This is a genomic window from Pseudomonas putida (assembly GCF_028682635.1).
In the GTDB taxonomy this organism is placed as follows: domain Bacteria; phylum Pseudomonadota; class Gammaproteobacteria; order Pseudomonadales; family Pseudomonadaceae; genus Aquipseudomonas; species Aquipseudomonas putida_AE.
In genome coordinates this window covers 329,497-345,936 of the sequence record NZ_JANHLK010000005.1, presented here as the reverse complement: position 1 = coordinate 345,936, position 16,440 = coordinate 329,497, and the positions used below count along the sequence as shown (strand labels likewise).

Annotated in this window: 18 protein-coding genes, 1 tRNA gene and 1 pseudogene; 5 read left to right on the top strand and 15 right to left on the bottom strand. The window is 59.6% G+C overall.

The genetic code is table 11. The features are described from left to right. From NPS56_RS09220 to NPS56_RS09200, 5 genes and pseudogenes are all read left to right on the top strand, one after another. Nucleotides 1-556 (top strand): annotated as a pseudogene (locus NPS56_RS09220) (glycine dehydrogenase (aminomethyl-transferring)); the annotation flags it as partial. A gap of 211 nt (nucleotides 557-767) precedes the next feature. Next, nucleotides 768-2,144 carry an L-serine ammonia-lyase gene (locus NPS56_RS09215; RefSeq protein ID WP_274074373.1) on the top strand — a complete coding sequence of 459 codons (1,377 nt, stop codon included), beginning with the start codon at nucleotides 768-770 and terminating at the stop codon, nucleotides 2,142-2,144. Between the two features lie 36 nt (nucleotides 2,145-2,180). After that, the gene (gene gcvT / locus NPS56_RS09210; RefSeq protein WP_274074372.1) at nucleotides 2,181-3,305 is read left to right on the top strand and encodes a glycine cleavage system aminomethyltransferase GcvT; all 1,125 of its coding nucleotides are present in this window, start codon (nucleotides 2,181-2,183) and stop codon (nucleotides 3,303-3,305) included. A gap of 402 nt (nucleotides 3,306-3,707) precedes the next feature. Further along, the gene (locus NPS56_RS09205; protein ID WP_003175786.1) at nucleotides 3,708-3,920 is read left to right on the top strand and encodes a cold-shock protein; all 213 of its coding nucleotides are present in this window, start codon (nucleotides 3,708-3,710) and stop codon (nucleotides 3,918-3,920) included. Nucleotides 3,921-4,015: 95 nt separating this feature from the next. Beyond that, entirely contained in the window at nucleotides 4,016-4,504 is a 489-nt protein-coding gene (locus NPS56_RS09200) for an RDD family protein (RefSeq protein ID WP_274074371.1), read from the top strand. Nucleotides 4,505-4,642: 138 nt separating this feature from the next. On the opposite strand, the gene nadA is transcribed toward NPS56_RS09200, so the two are convergent. From nadA to NPS56_RS09125, 15 genes are all read right to left on the bottom strand, one after another. Continuing rightward, the gene (gene nadA, locus NPS56_RS09195; protein ID WP_192410366.1) at nucleotides 4,643-5,701 is read right to left on the bottom strand and encodes a quinolinate synthase NadA; all 1,059 of its coding nucleotides are present in this window, start codon (nucleotides 5,699-5,701) and stop codon (nucleotides 4,643-4,645) included. Between the two features lie 264 nt (nucleotides 5,702-5,965). After that, nucleotides 5,966-6,041: transfer RNA gene (locus NPS56_RS09190), tRNA-Lys, on the bottom strand. A gap of 63 nt (nucleotides 6,042-6,104) precedes the next feature. Continuing rightward, nucleotides 6,105-6,797 carry a 7-cyano-7-deazaguanine synthase QueC gene (queC, locus tag NPS56_RS09185; protein ID WP_274074370.1) on the bottom strand — a complete coding sequence of 231 codons (693 nt, stop codon included), beginning with the start codon at nucleotides 6,795-6,797 and terminating at the stop codon, nucleotides 6,105-6,107. A gap of 1 nt (nucleotide 6,798) precedes the next feature. Beyond that, nucleotides 6,799-7,446: a 7-carboxy-7-deazaguanine synthase QueE gene (queE, locus tag NPS56_RS09180; RefSeq protein ID WP_274074369.1), complete on the bottom strand. Its 648-nt coding sequence runs from the start codon at nucleotides 7,444-7,446 to the stop codon at nucleotides 6,799-6,801. 167 nt (nucleotides 7,447-7,613) lie between these two features. Next, nucleotides 7,614-8,462 carry a tol-pal system protein YbgF gene (gene ybgF, locus NPS56_RS09175; protein WP_274074368.1) on the bottom strand — a complete coding sequence of 283 codons (849 nt, stop codon included), beginning with the start codon at nucleotides 8,460-8,462 and terminating at the stop codon, nucleotides 7,614-7,616. Nucleotides 8,463-8,468: 6 nt separating this feature from the next. Next, on the bottom strand, nucleotides 8,469-8,966 hold the full coding sequence (pal, locus tag NPS56_RS09170; protein ID WP_003178634.1) for a peptidoglycan-associated lipoprotein Pal: 498 nt from the start codon (nucleotides 8,964-8,966) through the stop codon (nucleotides 8,469-8,471). A 52-nt stretch (nucleotides 8,967-9,018) separates the two neighbouring features. After that, the gene (gene tolB / locus NPS56_RS09165) at nucleotides 9,019-10,299 is read right to left on the bottom strand and encodes a Tol-Pal system beta propeller repeat protein TolB (RefSeq protein ID WP_406592123.1); all 1,281 of its coding nucleotides are present in this window, start codon (nucleotides 10,297-10,299) and stop codon (nucleotides 9,019-9,021) included. A gap of 17 nt (nucleotides 10,300-10,316) precedes the next feature. Further along, entirely contained in the window at nucleotides 10,317-11,414 is a 1,098-nt protein-coding gene (tolA, locus tag NPS56_RS09160) for a cell envelope integrity protein TolA (RefSeq protein WP_274074366.1), read from the bottom strand. Beyond that, nucleotides 11,414-11,866, bottom strand: a complete 453-nt coding sequence (gene tolR / locus NPS56_RS09155; protein ID WP_162279067.1) for a protein TolR — start codon at nucleotides 11,864-11,866, stop codon at nucleotides 11,414-11,416. The genes tolA and tolR overlap by 1 nt, the downstream gene beginning before the upstream one ends. Before the next feature lie 24 nt (nucleotides 11,867-11,890). Further along, complete coding sequence (gene tolQ, locus NPS56_RS09150) at nucleotides 11,891-12,586, bottom strand: protein TolQ (RefSeq protein ID WP_007995636.1); 696 nt, start codon at nucleotides 12,584-12,586, stop codon at nucleotides 11,891-11,893. Next, the gene (gene ybgC / locus NPS56_RS09145; RefSeq protein WP_274074365.1) at nucleotides 12,576-13,043 is read right to left on the bottom strand and encodes a tol-pal system-associated acyl-CoA thioesterase; all 468 of its coding nucleotides are present in this window, start codon (nucleotides 13,041-13,043) and stop codon (nucleotides 12,576-12,578) included. Before ybgC ends, tolQ begins: the two co-directional genes overlap by 11 nt. A gap of 127 nt (nucleotides 13,044-13,170) precedes the next feature. Beyond that, entirely contained in the window at nucleotides 13,171-14,232 is a 1,062-nt protein-coding gene (ruvB, locus tag NPS56_RS09140; RefSeq protein WP_046818807.1) for a Holliday junction branch migration DNA helicase RuvB, read from the bottom strand. Beyond that, on the bottom strand, nucleotides 14,233-14,841 hold the full coding sequence (ruvA, locus tag NPS56_RS09135) for a Holliday junction branch migration protein RuvA (protein WP_046818808.1): 609 nt from the start codon (nucleotides 14,839-14,841) through the stop codon (nucleotides 14,233-14,235). A gap of 114 nt (nucleotides 14,842-14,955) precedes the next feature. Beyond that, entirely contained in the window at nucleotides 14,956-15,480 is a 525-nt protein-coding gene (gene ruvC, locus NPS56_RS09130; protein ID WP_008015799.1) for a crossover junction endodeoxyribonuclease RuvC, read from the bottom strand. 134 nt (nucleotides 15,481-15,614) lie between these two features. Then, nucleotides 15,615-16,361 carry a YebC/PmpR family DNA-binding transcriptional regulator gene (locus tag NPS56_RS09125; RefSeq protein WP_274074364.1) on the bottom strand — a complete coding sequence of 249 codons (747 nt, stop codon included), beginning with the start codon at nucleotides 16,359-16,361 and terminating at the stop codon, nucleotides 15,615-15,617. Nucleotides 16,362-16,440: the final 79 nt, after the last annotated feature.

The window sequence follows — 16,440 nt, the reverse complement described above, 5'->3', positions numbered from 1 at the left end:
CGCGGGACTCAAGCGTGCTTCGCAGCTGGCAATCCTCAACGCCAACTACATTTCCCGTCGCCTGGAAGAGCACTACCCAGTGCTCTACACCGGCAGCAACGGCCTGGTCGCGCATGAATGCATCCTCGACCTGCGCCCATTGAAAGACAGCAGCGGCATCAGCGTCGATGACGTGGCCAAGCGCCTGATCGATTTTGGCTTCCACGCCCCGACCATGTCCTTCCCGGTGGCCGGCACCCTGATGATCGAGCCGACCGAAAGCGAATCCAGGGAAGAACTGGACCGCTTCTGCGACGCCATGATCCGCATCCGCGAAGAAATCCGCGCAGTGGAAAACGGCACGCTGGACAAGGACGACAACCCGCTGAAGAACGCCCCGCACACCGCGGCGGAAATCGTCGGCGAGTGGTCGCATCCGTACAGCCGTGAGCAAGCGGTTTACCCGGTAGCGTCGCTGATCGAAGGCAAATACTGGCCGCCGGTCGGTCGTGTGGACAACGTCTTCGGTGATCGCAACCTGGTCTGCGCCTGCCCATCGATCGAAAGCTACGCTTAAACGAATGGGGGGCGGGTTTACCCGCCCCCACTTCCACGAACACCGCTCCCCCCTGTAGGAGCTGGCTTGCCAGCGAAGACGGAATATCAGCCGACACAACTGTTGCCTGACACACCGCCTTCGCTGCGATGCGGCGACCCGACAAGCCAGCTCCTACAGGATCTCCACAAGATTTGCGCCAATTCCTATAACAAGAAACCGGAGAACAACCATGTCGTTAAGCGTGTTCGACCTGTTCAAGATTGGCATCGGCCCCTCCAGCTCCCACACCGTCGGCCCGATGCGCGCAGCTGCGCGTTTCGCCGAAGGTCTGCGCCGTGAAGGGCTGCTGCAAGCCACCGCCTGCGTCAAGGTCGAGCTGTACGGCTCGCTCGGCGCCACCGGCAAGGGCCACGGCAGTGACAAGGCTGTGCTGCTCGGCCTGGAAGGCGAACACCCGGACACCGTGGATACCGAAACCGTCGCCGCCCGCCTGCAAGCGATTCGCGGCAATGGTCGCTTGAACCTGCTCGGCGAACACAGCATTGCGTTCAACGAGAAAGAACACCTGGCGATGATCCGCAAGCCCTTGGCCTATCACCCCAACGGCATGATCTTTCGCGCCTTCGATGCCGCCGGCCTGCAAATCCGCAGCCGCGAGTACTATTCGGTCGGCGGTGGTTTTGTCGTCGATGAAGACGCCGCTGGCGCCGACCGCATCGTCGAAGACGCCACCCCCCTGACCTTCCCGTTCAAAAGCGCCAAGGACCTGCTCAGCCACTGCACCACCTACGGCCTGCCCATCAGCCAGGTGATGCTGACCAACGAAAGTGCCTGGCGCCCGGAAGCGGAAACCCGCGCCGGCCTGCTGAAAATCTGGCAAGTGATGCAGGACTGCGTCGCCGCCGGTTGCCGCAACGAAGGCATCCTGCCCGGCGGTCTCAAGGTCAAGCGCCGGGCGGCCGCGCTGCATCGGCAACTCTGTAAAAACCCCGAATCGTCACTGCGCGATCCCCTGTCGGTACTGGACTGGGTCAACCTGTACGCCCTGGCGGTCAACGAAGAAAACGCCAACGGCGGGCGCGTGGTGACAGCCCCGACCAACGGCGCGGCCGGGATCATCCCGGCAGTCCTGCATTACTACATGCGTTTCATCCCCGGCGCGAACGACGACGGGGTGGCGCGCTTCCTGCTGACCGCTGCGGCCATCGGCATCCTTTACAAGGAAAACGCCTCGATCTCCGGCGCCGAAGTCGGCTGCCAGGGCGAAGTCGGCGTGGCCTGCTCCATGGCGGCGGGCGCCCTGTGCGAAGTGCTGGGCGGAACCGTGCAGCAAGTGGAAAACGCTGCGGAAATCGGTATGGAACACAACCTCGGGCTGACCTGCGACCCGATCGGCGGGCTGGTGCAAGTGCCTTGCATCGAGCGCAACGCCATGGGATCGGTCAAGGCCATCAATGCCGTGCGCATGGCCCTGCGCGGCGACGGGCAGCACTTCGTGTCCCTCGACAAGGTCATCCGCACCATGCGCCAGACCGGCGCCGACATGAAAAGCAAATACAAGGAAACCGCCCGTGGCGGTTTGGCGGTCAACATTATCGAGTGCTGATGCGCGCTCATCTGCACACTTCTCCAGGAGTTGAATATGTCCACCGAACAACTGTTGAAAACACCGTTGCACGCCCTGCACATCGAACTGGGCGCGCGCATGGTGCCGTTCGCCGGCTATGACATGCCGGTGCAATACCCACTGGGCGTGATGAAAGAACACCAGCACACCCGCGAGCAGGCCGGCCTGTTCGATGTCTCGCACATGGGCCAGATCCGCCTGACCGGCGCCAATGCCGCCAAGGCCCTGGAAACCCTGGTGCCCGTGGACATCATCGACCTGCCAGTGGGCATGCAACGCTACGCGATGTTCACCAACGAGAGCGGTGGCATCCTCGACGACCTGATGGTCGCCAACCTGGGCAACGACGAACTGTTCCTGGTGGTCAATGCCGCGTGCAAGGACCAGGACCTGGCCCACCTGCGCAAGCACATCGGCGACCAGTGCACTATCGAGCCGCTGTTCGAAGAACGCGCCCTGCTCGCCCTGCAAGGTCCGGCCGCCGTGACCGTGCTGGCACGTCTGGCGCCAGAAGTGGCAAAGATGACCTTCATGCAGTTCGCCCGCGTGAACCTGCTGGGCGTGGACTGCTTTGTCAGCCGCTCGGGTTACACCGGTGAAGACGGTTTTGAAATCTCGGTTCCTGCCGCCAGCGCCGAAGCCCTGGCCCGAGCCCTGTTGGCCGAACCTGAAGTGGCGGCCATCGGCCTCGGCGCGCGTGACTCGCTGCGCCTGGAAGCCGGCCTGTGCCTGTACGGCCACGACATGAACACCGAGACCACCCCGATCGAAGCCAGCCTGTTGTGGGCCATCTCCAAGCCACGTCGTGCTGACGGTGCGCGCGCCGGTGGCTTCCCTGGCGCTGAAAATGTATTCGCCCAGCAACAAGGCGGTGTTACCCGCAAGCGCGTTGGCCTGCTACCGCAGGAACGCACCCCGGTGCGCGAAGGCGCGGAAATCGTCAACGAAGCCGGCGAGATCATCGGCAGCGTGTGCAGCGGCGGCTTCGGACCGACCCTGGGCGGCCCGTTGGCCATGGGTTACGTCGACAGCGCCTACATCGCCCTCGACACACCGGTATGGGCAATCGTCCGTGGGAAAAAAGTGGCTTTGCTTGTAAGCAAAATGCCATTTGTTCCACAACGCTACTATCGCGGCTGATTGACTGTTCCTATAAGTAACGCGGTTGCTCTTACACTGCACTAATGTGTAACGCAACCGCCATAAAATAGTGCATCGTTTGGCTCTAAGCTTCGATTATGAACTTTGCTTATAACGATCGAAAACATTTGAACGCCGCCAGTGCATAAGCCCGGGCTAGTTGTCAGGGGTGGCAGGAACCTGAGCAAATCCGGGGCTTCCAGAGGGCTTGTTTTTTCTCCCGTAGTTGGCGTAGAGTTTGTTCACTGTGTTTGCATGGGTCGCTTGGAATCGTGACCTGGGCAGTAGCCTACAAGTTAGCTACATCCCGTTCGACGTCTTCTTACTCTCCTGCAACCAGCCCCAGTACTCTTTCATGAGAAAGAGACTGTCATTAATTTTTTGCGTCAAAGGAAATAAGAAATGTCCCAACGTCAGAGCGGTACCGTCAAGTGGTTTAACGACGAGAAAGGTTTTGGTTTTATCACTCCTGAAAGCGGTCCGGATCTGTTCGTGCATTTCCGCGCCATCCAGGGCAACGGCTTCAAGAGCCTGAAAGAAGGCCAGAAAGTGACTTTCGTCGCCGTGCAGGGCCAGAAAGGCATGCAGGCTGACGAAGTACAAGCAGAAGCCTAATCTTCTGTAACGAAAAAGCCCCTGATGGTGACATCAGGGGCTTTTTTGTGCGCGTAAATCCGTAAAATGGCTTCTTTTTGTGCCCAGAGGCTGCCATGTCGAAACACCTGCTCAAACCCCAGGGCAACTTCCCCGCCGTCGGCCTGGGTCGTCGCCTGGCAGCGATGTTCTATGACTTCCTGCTGTGCACCGCCCTGCTGATCGTCACCAGCGGTGTCTACAAGATGATCCAGATGGCGATCATCGGCGAAGAGAAAATGCGCACCCTCACCGAAGCGGGCGCGCTTGATGGCGATCCTCTGCTGTCGACGGTGCTGTTGTTCGTGCTGTTCGGCTTCTTCGCCAAGTTCTGGACTTACTCAGGCCAGACCCTGGGCATGCAGGTGTGGGGCGTGCGCGTACAGAATGCCGATGGCTCGTCCATCAGCCTGTGGCAGGCGCTGTTGCGCTTTGTGGTGTCGATCGCATCGTTGCTGTGCGTGGGCCTGGGGTTCCTCTGGTCGCTGTTCGACAAGCAGAAACGCAGCTGGCATGACATGTATTCCAATACCCAGCTGGTGCGGATCCCGAAGAAGACCAAATAATTTCCGGTAAGCACAAACCAGTGTGGGAGCGGGCTTGCTCGCGAAGAGCGCGTGTCAGGCAACATCTATGTCGACTGATACGCCCTCTTCGCGAGCAAGCCCGCTCCCACAGTTTTTATGCGACCTGCCTGATAGATCTCAGGCGTTCCCGGCCAGCTTCATCCGCGCCGCCTGGGTGAAGTCGAGCATCCGCTTCAACGGCCGAATCGCCTGCGGAATCAACGCCGGATCAACAAAGATCTCGTTCGTCCCCTCCTTCAAGCTCTTGAGCGTGCGCTCAAGGGTGTTCATCGCCATCCAGGGGCAATGCGCGCAACTGCGGCATGCCGCGCCGTTACCGGCCGTTGGCGCCTCGATAAAGACCTTGTCCGGGCACAACTGCTGCATCTTGTAGAAGATACCGCGGTCGGTGGCGACAATCAGGGTCTTGTTCGGCAGGCTCTGTGCCGCTGCAATCAACTGACTGGTGGAGCCCACGGCATCGGCCAACTCGATCACCGAGGTCGGCGACTCCGGGTGCACCAGGATCGCCGCATCTGGATACAGCGCCTTCATGTCTTCGAGCTGCTTGGACTTGAACTCTTCGTGAACGATGCAGGCACCGTCCCACAGCAGCATGTCGGCACCGGTCTGACGCTGAATGTAGGTGCCCAGGTGCTTGTCCGGCCCCCAGATGATGGTTTCGCCGTTATCCATCAGGCTTTCGACGATTTCCAGCGCACAGCTCGACGTCACCACCCAGTCCGCGCGGGCTTTGACCGCCGCCGAGGTATTGGCGTAAACCACCACCGTACGCTCCGGATGCTGGTCGCAGAACGCGGAAAACTCATCGACCGGGCACCCGAGGTCAAGCGAGCAGGTCGCTTCCAGGGTCGGCATCAGGATGCGTTTTTCGGGGTTGAGGATCTTGGCCGTCTCGCCCATGAATTTCACCCCTGCGACCACCACGGTCTTGGCCGGGTGGGCGTTGCCGAAGCGAGCCATCTCAAGCGAGTCGGAGACACAGCCACCGGTTTCTTCGGCCAGGGCCTGAATAACCGGATCGCAATAGAAGTGAGCCACCAGCACCGCGTCCTGAGCCTTGAGCTCGGCGGCGATGGCAGCACGGTAATAGGCCTCCTCTTCGGCGGTCAGCGGCTTGGGCTGCTTGGCGTCGAGGTGGGCCTGGACCAGAAGGCGTTCGGAAATCTGCGTCATGTTCGCAAGACCTGCAGGCGCTTAAGCGCGAAAGTCGAGTATACACCCCAGCTCTGGACCCTTGAGGGTACCGCCGGGAGAGTGAGTAATCATCAGAGCTTTGAAGAGGCGCAAGGCTACAGAATATCCGCGGGATGCAAAAGATGATTCTGACCTGAGCCACGCAGTGCTGGCCGGGATCGGCGAACGCACAAATCGCAGGCAAAAAAAAACCCGGAAATCCTCACTTGCGTGGGCCTTCCGGATTTTCTAAACCGCCAAAAATGGTGGGTCGTGTGGGATTCGAACCTACGACCAATTGGTTAAAAGCCAACTGCTCTACCAACTGAGCTAACGACCCGCTGTGTGGTGGCGCGTATAATACTGATTTTTAAGGACTATTCAACACCTATTTTAAAAAAAATCAAAAATAACGTGTTGGGTCGCTGATTCCGGCCGCCGCGAAGCCTTCCGCTCGCTGGCGGCAGCTGCTGCACTTGCCGCAGGCACGGCCGTCATCGTCGGCCTGATAGCAGGAAACGGTCAGGCCATAATTCACCCCAAGCCTGGTACCCGCCTGAACGATCTGTGCCTTGCTGAGATGTTGCAGCGGCGCCTGAATGCGAAAACCCATTCCTTCTACACCGGCCTTGGTCGCCAGATTGGCCATGCGCTCGAAAGCCTCGATGAACTCGGGACGGCAGTCCGGATAACCGGAGTAATCCACCGCGTTGACACCGCTGAAGATGTCCCGTGCACCAAGCACTTCCGCCCAGCCCAGCGCCAGGGACAAGAACACCGTGTTACGCGCAGGCACGTAAGTCACCGGAATACCTTCAGCCGCGACTTCCGGGACGTCAATGCTGGTATCGGTCAGTGCCGAGCCGCCCATGCCGTTCAGGTTCAGCCCGATCACCTTGTGTTCGACAACACCCAGGTCTTTGGCCACACGTTCGGCGGCGTGTAACTCAGCGTGAGACCGTTGGCCGTAGTCGAAGCTCATGGTGTAGCAGCTGTAGCCTTCGGCACGCGCCATGGCCACGACGGTTGCCGAGTCCAGGCCACCGGACAAGAGGATCACCGCGCGTTTTTCAGCAGTATTGAGTGGTTCAGTCATTTCAGCGCCCCGGCTCGTCATTCCAAAGATATTTATGCAGCTGCAATTGCAAACGCACTGGCAGGTTGTCCGCCACCACCCAGTCGGCCAGGTCTCGCGCATTGAGATCATGGTGGCTTGGCGAGAACAGGACTTCACCGGCGCGCTTGTCCAGACCGTACTGGATCAGCTTGGACACGGACCAGTCATAGTCTTCCCGCGAGCAGATGACAAACTTCACCTGATCGTTGGGCGTCAGCAGCTCGATGTTTTCGTAGCGGTTGCGATGCGCTTCCTTCGACCCCGGGGTCTTCAGGTCGACGACGCGACTGACCCGGGAATCTACCGCCGAGATATCGATCGAGCCACTGGTTTCCAGTGACACTTCGTAACCGGCATCGCACAGGCGCTTGAGCAATGGAATGGCATTGGGCTGGGCCAGGGGCTCGCCGCCCGTGACACAGACGAAGCGCGGGCGAAAGCCGGCGACCTGCTCGAGGATATCGTCGAGGGTGCGGATGGTGCCGCCGGTGAAGGCGTAGGCGCTGTCGCAGTATTGGCAACGCAGAGGGCAACCGGTCAGGCGCACAAAAACAGTGGGCAGGCCAGCGGTCCGCGTTTCCCCCTGCAACGAGTAGAAAACTTCGGTAATTCTCAATGTGTCTTGCATAGTCGCCACGGGCGTAACAGCTAAACAGGCTGTCCGCCTCCGTCAGGCACTTCAAGAAGCCCCGGCAATGCGCAGGCCCCAAAAAGCGTGTTTCATAAAAAGGGCGTGAATTCTAACGAAAAAACCCGCGACAAGCGCGGGTTTCTTCGAAAGGGGTCAAGCAGCCCTTACATTTTTTGCAGATCACGCTGGGCCAGCTGAGCGGCAGACGTGCCCGGATACTGGGACACAACCTGTTGCAGAATGCCTTTTACCTTGTCGGGATGACCCAGGCGGCGCTCTACGTCAGCGAGCTTGTACAGCGAGTCAGGCACTTTGGCGTGCTTGGGGTACAGCTGCGAAACCTTGGCAAAGGCCTGACCTGCACCTTGCAGATCGCCTTTGGCCAGGTTCACTTCGCCCAACCAGTACTGGGCATTGCCTGAGTACTGGCTGTTCGGGTACTTGCGCAGGAATGCGGCAAAAGCCTGGCTGGCCTTGTCGAAATCCTTGGCCTTGATCAGGTCGAAGGCAGCATCGTAATAGAGCTTTTCCTTCGCCGGATCCGCCGGCTCGCTACCCGCGGCGGGTGCTTGAGCGGCTGCCGCTCCGGCACCCGCAGCTGCGCCAGCCGCTGCTGCACCGGGGGCGTTCAAGTCGCCACCGGCAGGAGAATTCTCAGGAGTCGCGGCAGGTGCAACGCCGCTTCCTATGCGCCGATCAAGATCCTGGTATCGCTCCAGGCTTTCCTGCTTCATGCGCGCTACATCATTTTGCAGTTCTTCGATCACACCCTGTTGGCGCGAGATCTGATCCTGCATTTGTTGCAGTTGGTTGAACAACTGACCCTGTGCCGAGACAGGGGTCGAAACCCCTCCCCCGGCATAGGCGCCGTTCGTACCGTAACCTGCAGGCGGATTACTGCTCCCGCTATTGTTATAGCCGGAGTCGTTGTCGACCACAGGAACCGCAGCCCACGCCGCAAGCGGCGCGAGACTGAGAGCCAGGACAGTTACAGCACGACGGCACGTTCGCATGACGAATTACTTACGCAGTTCGACGCGACGGTTTTGAGCCCAGGACTGCTCGTCGTTGCCGGTAGCAACTGGACGCTCTTCGCCGTAGGAAACCAGTTCCAGCTGAGCTGGGGAAACACCTTGCAGTACCAGGTAGCGCTGAACGGCTTTCGCACGACGCTCGCCCAGTGCCATGTTGTACTCACGAGTACCACGTTCGTCGGTGTTGCCTTCCAGAACAACGCGAGCGCCGTTTGCTTTCAGGTCCTTGGCGTGAACGTCCAGAGCGCGCATGGCTTCTGGCTTCAGGTCCGAACTGTCGTATTCGAAGTAGAAAGTGGTGATAGCGCGCAGTGCAGCTTCTTCGCTCAGGGAGCCGTCAACTGCACCAGTGTTTGCGCCGTAACCAGCGTTTGGATCTACCGCGCCTTCACCGGCATTGTCGCCGCCTTTGGACGAGCAACCTACAGCTACAGCCATGGCCAGTGCCAGCGCAGCAAATTTACCAAACTTCAGCATTTCCATCGTGAAACTCCTAATGAACCCCAGTGTGTTAAGTACAACGTATAGCGCCGCGTCAGTTCAGGTAAGGGGACCAGGAAGGTTCTCTGACTTCGCCTTGAGCGGTAGGAAGCGGGAGCCTTACGCGTCCATTGATAGACACGAGCATCAAGACTCCCCGGCCCTGCTGGCGGGTGGCGTAGATTACCATGGTGCCGTTGGGCGCGACAGTAGGCGACTCGTCCAGAGTGCTATCAGTGAGGATTTTTACACTACCGCGCTGCAAATCCTGGGCCGCCACCTTGAAATTGGTGAAGCCATCCTGACGGTGAATCATGACAAGCGTCTTTTCATCGGCCGACAGTTTAGGGTTGGCGTTGTAGTTACCGACGAAAGTCACGCGCTCGGCACCGCCCCCACCCACACTGGTCTTGTAGATCTGCGGCTTGCCGCCACGATCGGACGTGAAGTAGATGGTCGAGCCATCCTTGCCCCAGAACGGTTCGGTGTTGATGCCAGGACCGTTGGTGACGCGGGTGATCTGACGCGAGCCCAGGTTCATCACATAGATGTCCGGGTTGCCGTCCTTGGACAGTACGAACGCCAGGCGATTGCCATCCGGCGACCAGGCTGGCGCGCCGTTCAGGCCTTCGAAGTTGGTGATCTGCTCACGGCGACCGGTGTCGATGTTCTGCATGAAAATGCGCGGACGCTTCTGCTCGAACGAGACGTAGGCGATACGCTTGCCATCGGGCGCGAAACGCGGCGACAGGATTGGCTCACGCGATTGCAGCAGGGTCACGGCACGGGCACCGTCATAGTCCGAACGCTGCAGCGTGTAACGGGTGTTCTTTTCGGAGAAGCGCTCGGCCGTCACGTACAGCAGGCGAGTCGAGAACGCACCCTTGATGCCGGTGAGTTTTTCGAACGACTGGTCGGCGATGTAGTGCGACATGTCGCGCAACTGATCGACGCTGCCCGACACGCTGCCGGTCAGCACTTGCTGCTCGGTGGCGACGTTGAACAGGGCGTATTGCACCTGCAGGCGACCGCCCGCCGGGGCAATGCTGCCGACCATCACGTACTGGGCGCCCAGCGCCTTGAAGTCACGGAAGATGATTTCGCTGGCCTGGCTAGGCTGGCTGATCATGTTCTGCTTTGGAATCGGCGAGTAGTAACCCGAGTTGCGCAGGTCGTTACCGATGATTTCCGCCATGTCGTCCGGCAGCACGCTGCCGCCCTGGTTGCCAAACGGCACGACCGCGATCGGGGTGGCCCGATCGCTGCCGCTGGTGACCAGAATGTTTTTCTCATCTGCCATCGCCATTCCTGCCATGCAGCAGATAGCGACAAGCATTCCTCGTAGAAGGTTTCTCACGGGGCTAAATCCTCAGGCGTGAATGTCATCTTGAATGAACGATACGGAGCAAAATCGCTCGGCTTCATTCCCTGCATTTCTGTCAAACGTCCAATATTCTTGACCGCCGCTACAGCAGACGCATCAAACGGACCGTCACCACTGGACTTGGCCACGCTGGCCGAAGTCACCGTACCGTCCGGCAACATGCCGATTTGCAGCACGACCGTCATGCCTTTGCGGGCCGAAGGTGGACGAGCCCAGCCTTCCGCTGCACGAAGACGAATCAAATCATCAAAACTGCCGGCGACTTCGTCACCGCGCTCATCGGCCAAGGCCTGCTGACGCTGCGGCGTATCGGAAAGCAAATCTGCCAGGGCCTGGGCCTTTTTGTCTTCGGCGGATTTACGCGCCGCGTCCTGCGATTTTTTCTTCGCAGCATCGGCAGCAGCTTTCTTCTTCGCTTCCTCGGCGACTTTCTTCTTCGCCTCTTCAGCTTCAGCTTTCTTCTTGGCGTCTTCGGCGGCTTTCTTCTTCGCGTCTTCGACGATCTTTTTCTTCGCTTCTTCAGCAGCCGCTTTCTTGGCCTCTTCTTCAGCAGCCTTCTTGGCTTCTTCTTCCGCTTTCTTCTTGGCTATATCAGCCAATTGTTTCTCTTCTGCCTTCTTGGCTTCGGCGGTCTTCTTCGCTTCGTCGGCTTTCTTGGCTTCATCGGCCTTCTTGGCCTCATCAGCCTTTTTCGCCTCTTCCGCTTTCTTCGACTCGTCGGCCTTCTTGGCTTCCTCGGCCTTTTGAGCCGCGTCTTCTTTCTTTTGTTCCGCAGCCTTTATCGCTTCCTGCTCGACCTTCTTCTGTTCCAACTGCTCGACTTCGGTCTGGCGTGCGGCGGATTTCTTCGCCTCACCCGCAATCTTCTGATTGGTCTGGGTGGTTGCCTGACTTTTCGATTTCAGCTGGTACAGGGTCGCCTGGACAATCGGCTTGGCCGGCGGCAACTCCGGAGTAAAGGCAAAACTGACAAACAGCATGCCGAACACCAGCACGTGCAAGCCAATCGCCCAGACACTAGGCCAGAAGTAGCTTTCCGAGGCGGACGGCTCTCGCTGTTGCTGCATCAGGGCGCCTCGGTAATCAAGCCAACATTACCGACGCCGGCTTTCTGCAACCCGCCCATGGCGCCCATGACGGAGCCGTAGTCGACAGTCTTGTCGCCGCGAATGAAGACCTGGGTGCGCTTGCCGTTATCGTTACCGGCGGCAATGATCTTGGTTACTGCACTGGTCATTTGCGGCAGGGTCATGGCCCTGTCCTGTTGCTTCTCGGTGTCGACTTCGCTGCCAAGGTTCCAGTAATAGGTCTTGTCAGCCTTGATCGAAATGGTCAGGACCTGGGTGTTGTTGTCCTGCGGCAAGGCTTCGCTGGAAACCTTGGGCAGATCAACTTTCACGCCCTGATTGAGCATCGGCGCGGTCACCATGAAGATGACCAGCAGTACCAGCATCACGTCGATGTAAGGCACTACGTTCATCTCGGCAACCGGCTTGCGCTTTTTGCGAGCTCGAGCGATTAAAGCCATCTGGAAATTACCTGCTTATTCTTCGCTGGTGTGCACTTTGCGGTGCAGGATCGCCTGGAATTCATCGGCGAAGGTGTAGTAACGGCCCAGCAAGGTTTCACTGCGAGCAGCAAAACGGTTGTAAGCGATAACGGCTGGAATGGCCGCGAACAGGCCGATCGCGGTGGCGATCAGGGCTTCGGCGATACCCGGGGCAACGGTGGCCAGGGTCGCTTGCTGGGCAGTCGCCAGGCCACGGAAGGAGTTCATGATGCCCCAGACCGTACCGAACAGACCGATATACGGGCTCACGGAACCGACAGTGGCGAGGAACGGCAGGCTCTGCTCGAGCTTTTCTTCTTCACGGGAAATGGCCACGCGCATGGCACGGGCCACGCCTTCCATGACCGCCTCGGGATCGACCCCAGGCTGCTGGCGCAGACGGGAAAATTCCTTGAAGCCGGCGCGGAAGATCTGCTCGACACCGGAATCCGGGTCCGGGTTGCTACCCGCCTGACGGTAGAGTTTGGACAGGTCGATACCCGACCAGAAGCGCTCTTCGAAGCTCTCCAGGGCGCGTCGACCGGCGCGCAGCAGGTTGCTGCGCTGAAAGATCATGATCCATGAGGTCACCGATGCGGCTACCAGGGTCAGCATTACCAGTTGCACCACGATACTGGCATTGCTGACCAGGCTCCACATGGAGGAATGGTCGACGACGTTAGCTTCCACGCTTTATCTCCTGCTTTGAGTGTGTACCCGCGCCGCTCACGGCGGCAAAGGCCGCTCGTAGAGCTTCGGGAATGGCCCGGGGTTTCAAACTTTCAGTGCGCACACAGGCCACCAGAAACTGCCCTTCGCAGAGCAGTGCATCATCCGTGGCCCGCCTGACCTGCTGCTTGAAGCGCAGGCTGGCACGGTTCAATTCGATTACTTCAGCGCTTACCAGCAGCTCGTCGTCCAGTCGCGCCGGCGCGTGGTAGCGCGCTTCGCTGGAATGCACGACGAACAACAGGTCCTCACCGGCAAGCTTGGATTGGGCAAAGCCCAGCTCTCGTAGCCGCTCGGTTCGAGCCCGTTCCATAAACTTGAGGTAATTGACGTAATACACGATGCCGCCCGCATCGGTGTCCTCGTAATAAACGCGACAACGATGTGCGAAAGGCTCAAGCCCGTTTTGCGCGCGCATACTCTAGTGCTTACTCCTCGGGTTGCCAATCCGGCCAGGCAACTGTTTTTCAATGTTCTGCGGCTTTCGCGCAAAAGTACGGTCCTGGGACCACACATTGCCCGAAAAAATCAGCCCGCAAAGTTAATTAATCGTCCACGGCATCAAGGAACTCGTCTACCACGGGCATTTCGCCCAATCGTGACGGAATGTTTAATCCGAAATGCAGGTACGCATGCCGGGTCACTACCCGCCCCCGCGGCGTGCGCATGATGTAGCCCTGCTGGATCAGGTACGGCTCCAGCACGTCTTCAATGGTGTGACGCTCTTCGCTGATCGCCGCGGCCAGACTATCCACCCCCACCGGCCCACCATCGAACTTCTCGATCATGGTCAGCAGCAGACGTCGGTCCTGGTGATCGAAGCCACGCTCGTCGACATCCAGCAGGTTCAGGGCCAGGTCGGCAATCGGCTTGGTGATGTGGCCTTTGGCGCGCACTTCGGCGAAATCCCTTACCCGGCGCAGCAGACGGTTGGCGATCCGCGGCGTGCCACGGGCGCGGCGAGCGATTTCGAAGGCGCCCTCCGGGTCGAGCGGCAGGCCGAGGATGTTCGCCGAACGACTGACAATCGTCGAGAGGTCGGCGGTGCTGTAGAACTCCAGGCGCTGGACGATACCGAAACGGTCACGCAACGGGTTCGTCAGCATCCCCGCCCGGGTGGTCGCACCGACCAGGGTGAACGGTGGCAGATCGAGCTTGATCGACCGCGCGGCCGGCCCTTCGCCGATCATGATGTCGAGTTGGAAATCCTCCATGGCCGGGTACAGCACTTCCTCGACAATCGGCGACAGGCGATGGATTTCATCGATGAACAGCACGTCGTGGGGCTCAAGATTGGTCAGCAGCGCCGCCAGGTCACCTGGACGCTCGAGGACCGGGCCTGAGGTGCTCTTGATCGACACGCCCATTTCCTGGGCGATGATATTGGCCAGGGTGGTCTTGCCCAGGCCCGGCGGGCCGAAGATCAACGTGTGGTCCAGGGACTCGTTACGCCCGCGGGCAGCCTGGATGAACAACTCCATTTGCTCGCGAACGGTCGGCTGGCCAATGTACTCGGCCAGGCTGACGGGGCGTATCGCCCGGTCCTGGACTTCCTCGCGATCACGGGGGGCACCCGTGGCGGCGATCAGACGGTCAGCTTCAATCACTTAGATCATTCCCTTCAGGGCACGACGAATCAGGTCTTCGCTGCTCAAGCCTTTCTCCTTGATCGCGGAAATCGCCTTGCTGGCTTCCTGTGGCTTGTAGCCCAGGGAGATCAGCGCGCTGACCGCGTCGTTTTCGGCGCTGTTGACCGGCGCTGGCCCGTCCGGCTGGTTCGGCACCAGGGCAAACATGGCCGGCACGGTTTCCCAGGCCTTGAAGCGATCCTTGAGCTCAACCAGCAGGCGCTCAGCGGTTTTCTTGCCCACGCCCGGCACCTTGGTCAGCGCCGAGGTATCCTGGGACTGCACGCAACGCACCAGCTCGTCGACTTCCAGGCTCGACATCAGGGCCAGGGCCAGTTTCGGCCCTACACCATTGAGACGGATCAGTTCGCGAAAAAAGTCTCGCTCGCGCTTGCCGACGAAGCCATAGAGTAACTGCGCGTCTTCGCGTACGACCAGATGGGTGTGCAGCGTCAGCGGTTCACCGACCGACGGCAGGCGATAAAGCGTGGTCATGGGCACTTCAAGCTCATACCCCAGGCCATTTACATCCAGAATCAGGTGCGGCGGCTGTTTCTCAGCCAGTGTGCCGCGTAAGCGTCCAATCACGTTACAGATCCTTGAGCGTTGGCCAGCCCTGGGCCAGCGACTGAGAGAACAAGGGTTTTGCGCCGACAACCCAGGCGCATCACCCTCATTCCAGAAAAATGATTGCTGATGCTATCAGAGACGCAGGCGCCCGCCACGACTGCGTGCGGCGCCCAGGCCATGGGGCAACAGGCTGGAGCGGGTGTGCGCATGGCAAATGGCAATGGCCAGGGCGTCGGAGGCATCGATTTGCGGTTTGCTGGTCAGCTTGAGCATGTGCATGACCATCATTTGTACCTGCTCTTTGTTGGCCGCGCCGGTGCCGACGACCGCCTGCTTGACCTGGGTGGCCGTGTATTCGGCGATCTCCAGGCTTTCTTCCGCGCCAGCCACGATGGCCGCGCCACGGGCCTGCCCCAGCTTCAGGGCGGAGTCGGCATTGCGCGCCATGAACACCTTCTCGATGCCCATGGTGACAGGATGGTAGGTCTGAATGATCTCGCGCACGCCGCGGTAGACAATCTGCAGGCGCTCATGCAGCTCGCCGGCACCGGTACGGATGCAGCCGGAGGCCACGTACTCGCAGCCACGTCCGGTATCGCGTACCACGCCATAACCGGTAATGCGCGAACCGGGGTCGATACCAAGAATTAAAGTCATAACGCCTATAACGCTGATGCGAGTATCCGAGGAAATTGTAGGAGCTGGCTTGCCAGCGAAGGCGGCCTCAAGACTTGCAAAAGTTCAAGGGCCTCTTCGCTGGCAAGCCAGCTCCTACAATGAGGGCGTAGCATTCAGCTTAGTTGTGCGGCGACCGACTCTGGAATGTCCGCATTGGAGTAGACGTTCTGCACATCATCCAGGTCTTCGAGCATGTCGATCAGCTTGAGAACTTTCTCGGCGCCTTCCAGGTCCAGCTCGGCGCTGGTGGTCGGCAGCATGACGATTTCCGCGTCATCGCCCTTGAACCCAGCCGCTTCCAGCGCGTTGCGCACCGCGTAGAATCCGGTGAACGAGGTGAACACGTCGATAGAGCCGTCTTCGTTGGCGACCACGTCATCGGCGTCGGCTTCCAGGGCCGCTTCGGTCAAGGCATCTTCATCGACGCCTGGCGCAAAGCTGATTTGCCCTTTGCGTTCGAAAAGATAGGCCACCGAACCGTCGGTGCCGAGGTTGCCGCCGCACTTGCTGAACGCATGGCGAACTGCCGCCGCGGTACGGTTGCGGTTGTCGGTCATGCACTCGACCATCACCGCCACGCCGCCGGGGCCGTAACCTTCGTAGGTCAGCTCTTCGACGTTGTCGGCCTCGGTCGCACCGGCACCACGGGCAATGGCGCGATCGATGATGTCGCGACTCATGTTCGCCCCAAGGGCCTTGTCCAGGGCCAGGCGCAGACGCGGATTCGAGCCCGGCTCGCCACCACCCTGACGGGCCGCGACGGTCAGCTCACGAATCCACTTGGTGAAGATCTTGCCTCTCTTGGCATCCTGACGTTCTTTGCGGTGCTTGATGTTCGCCCACTTGGAATGACCTGCCATAACTCGCTCCGAATTCTCTTTGAAACATTGCCCGCCACGCTGCATCGCGCCGGCCGGCAAACAAAAAATCTTGAACTGC

What these genes read in the sequence shown, in the direction of transcription:
- NPS56_RS09215 (WP_274074373.1), top strand. Translation starts at nt 768, where the DNA reads ATGTCGTTAAGCGTGTTCGACCTGTTCAAGATTGGCATCGGCCCCTCC.
- gcvT (WP_274074372.1), top strand. Translation starts at nt 2,181, where the DNA reads ATGTCCACCGAACAACTGTTGAAAACACCGTTGCACGCCCTGCACATC.
- NPS56_RS09205 (WP_003175786.1), top strand. Translation starts at nt 3,708, where the DNA reads ATGTCCCAACGTCAGAGCGGTACCGTCAAGTGGTTTAACGACGAGAAA.
- NPS56_RS09200 (WP_274074371.1), top strand. Translation starts at nt 4,016, where the DNA reads ATGTCGAAACACCTGCTCAAACCCCAGGGCAACTTCCCCGCCGTCGGC.
- nadA (WP_192410366.1), bottom strand. Translation starts at nt 5,701, where the DNA reads ATGACGCAGATTTCCGAACGCCTTCTGGTCCAGGCCCACCTCGACGCC.
- queC (WP_274074370.1), bottom strand. Translation starts at nt 6,797, where the DNA reads ATGACTGAACCACTCAATACTGCTGAAAAACGCGCGGTGATCCTCTTG.
- queE (WP_274074369.1), bottom strand. Translation starts at nt 7,446, where the DNA reads ATGCAAGACACATTGAGAATTACCGAAGTTTTCTACTCGTTGCAGGGG.
- ybgF (WP_274074368.1), bottom strand. Translation starts at nt 8,462, where the DNA reads ATGCGAACGTGCCGTCGTGCTGTAACTGTCCTGGCTCTCAGTCTCGCG.
- pal (WP_003178634.1), bottom strand. Translation starts at nt 8,966, where the DNA reads ATGGAAATGCTGAAGTTTGGTAAATTTGCTGCGCTGGCACTGGCCATG.
- tolB (WP_406592123.1), bottom strand. Translation starts at nt 10,299, where the DNA reads ATGCTTGTCGCTATCTGCTGCATGGCAGGAATGGCGATGGCAGATGAG.
- tolA (WP_274074366.1), bottom strand. Translation starts at nt 11,414, where the DNA reads ATGCAGCAACAGCGAGAGCCGTCCGCCTCGGAAAGCTACTTCTGGCCT.
- ybgC (WP_274074365.1), bottom strand. Translation starts at nt 13,043, where the DNA reads ATGCGCGCGCAAAACGGGCTTGAGCCTTTCGCACATCGTTGTCGCGTT.
- ruvC (WP_008015799.1), bottom strand. Translation starts at nt 15,480, where the DNA reads ATGACTTTAATTCTTGGTATCGACCCCGGTTCGCGCATTACCGGTTAT.
- NPS56_RS09125 (WP_274074364.1), bottom strand. Translation starts at nt 16,361, where the DNA reads ATGGCAGGTCATTCCAAGTGGGCGAACATCAAGCACCGCAAAGAACGT.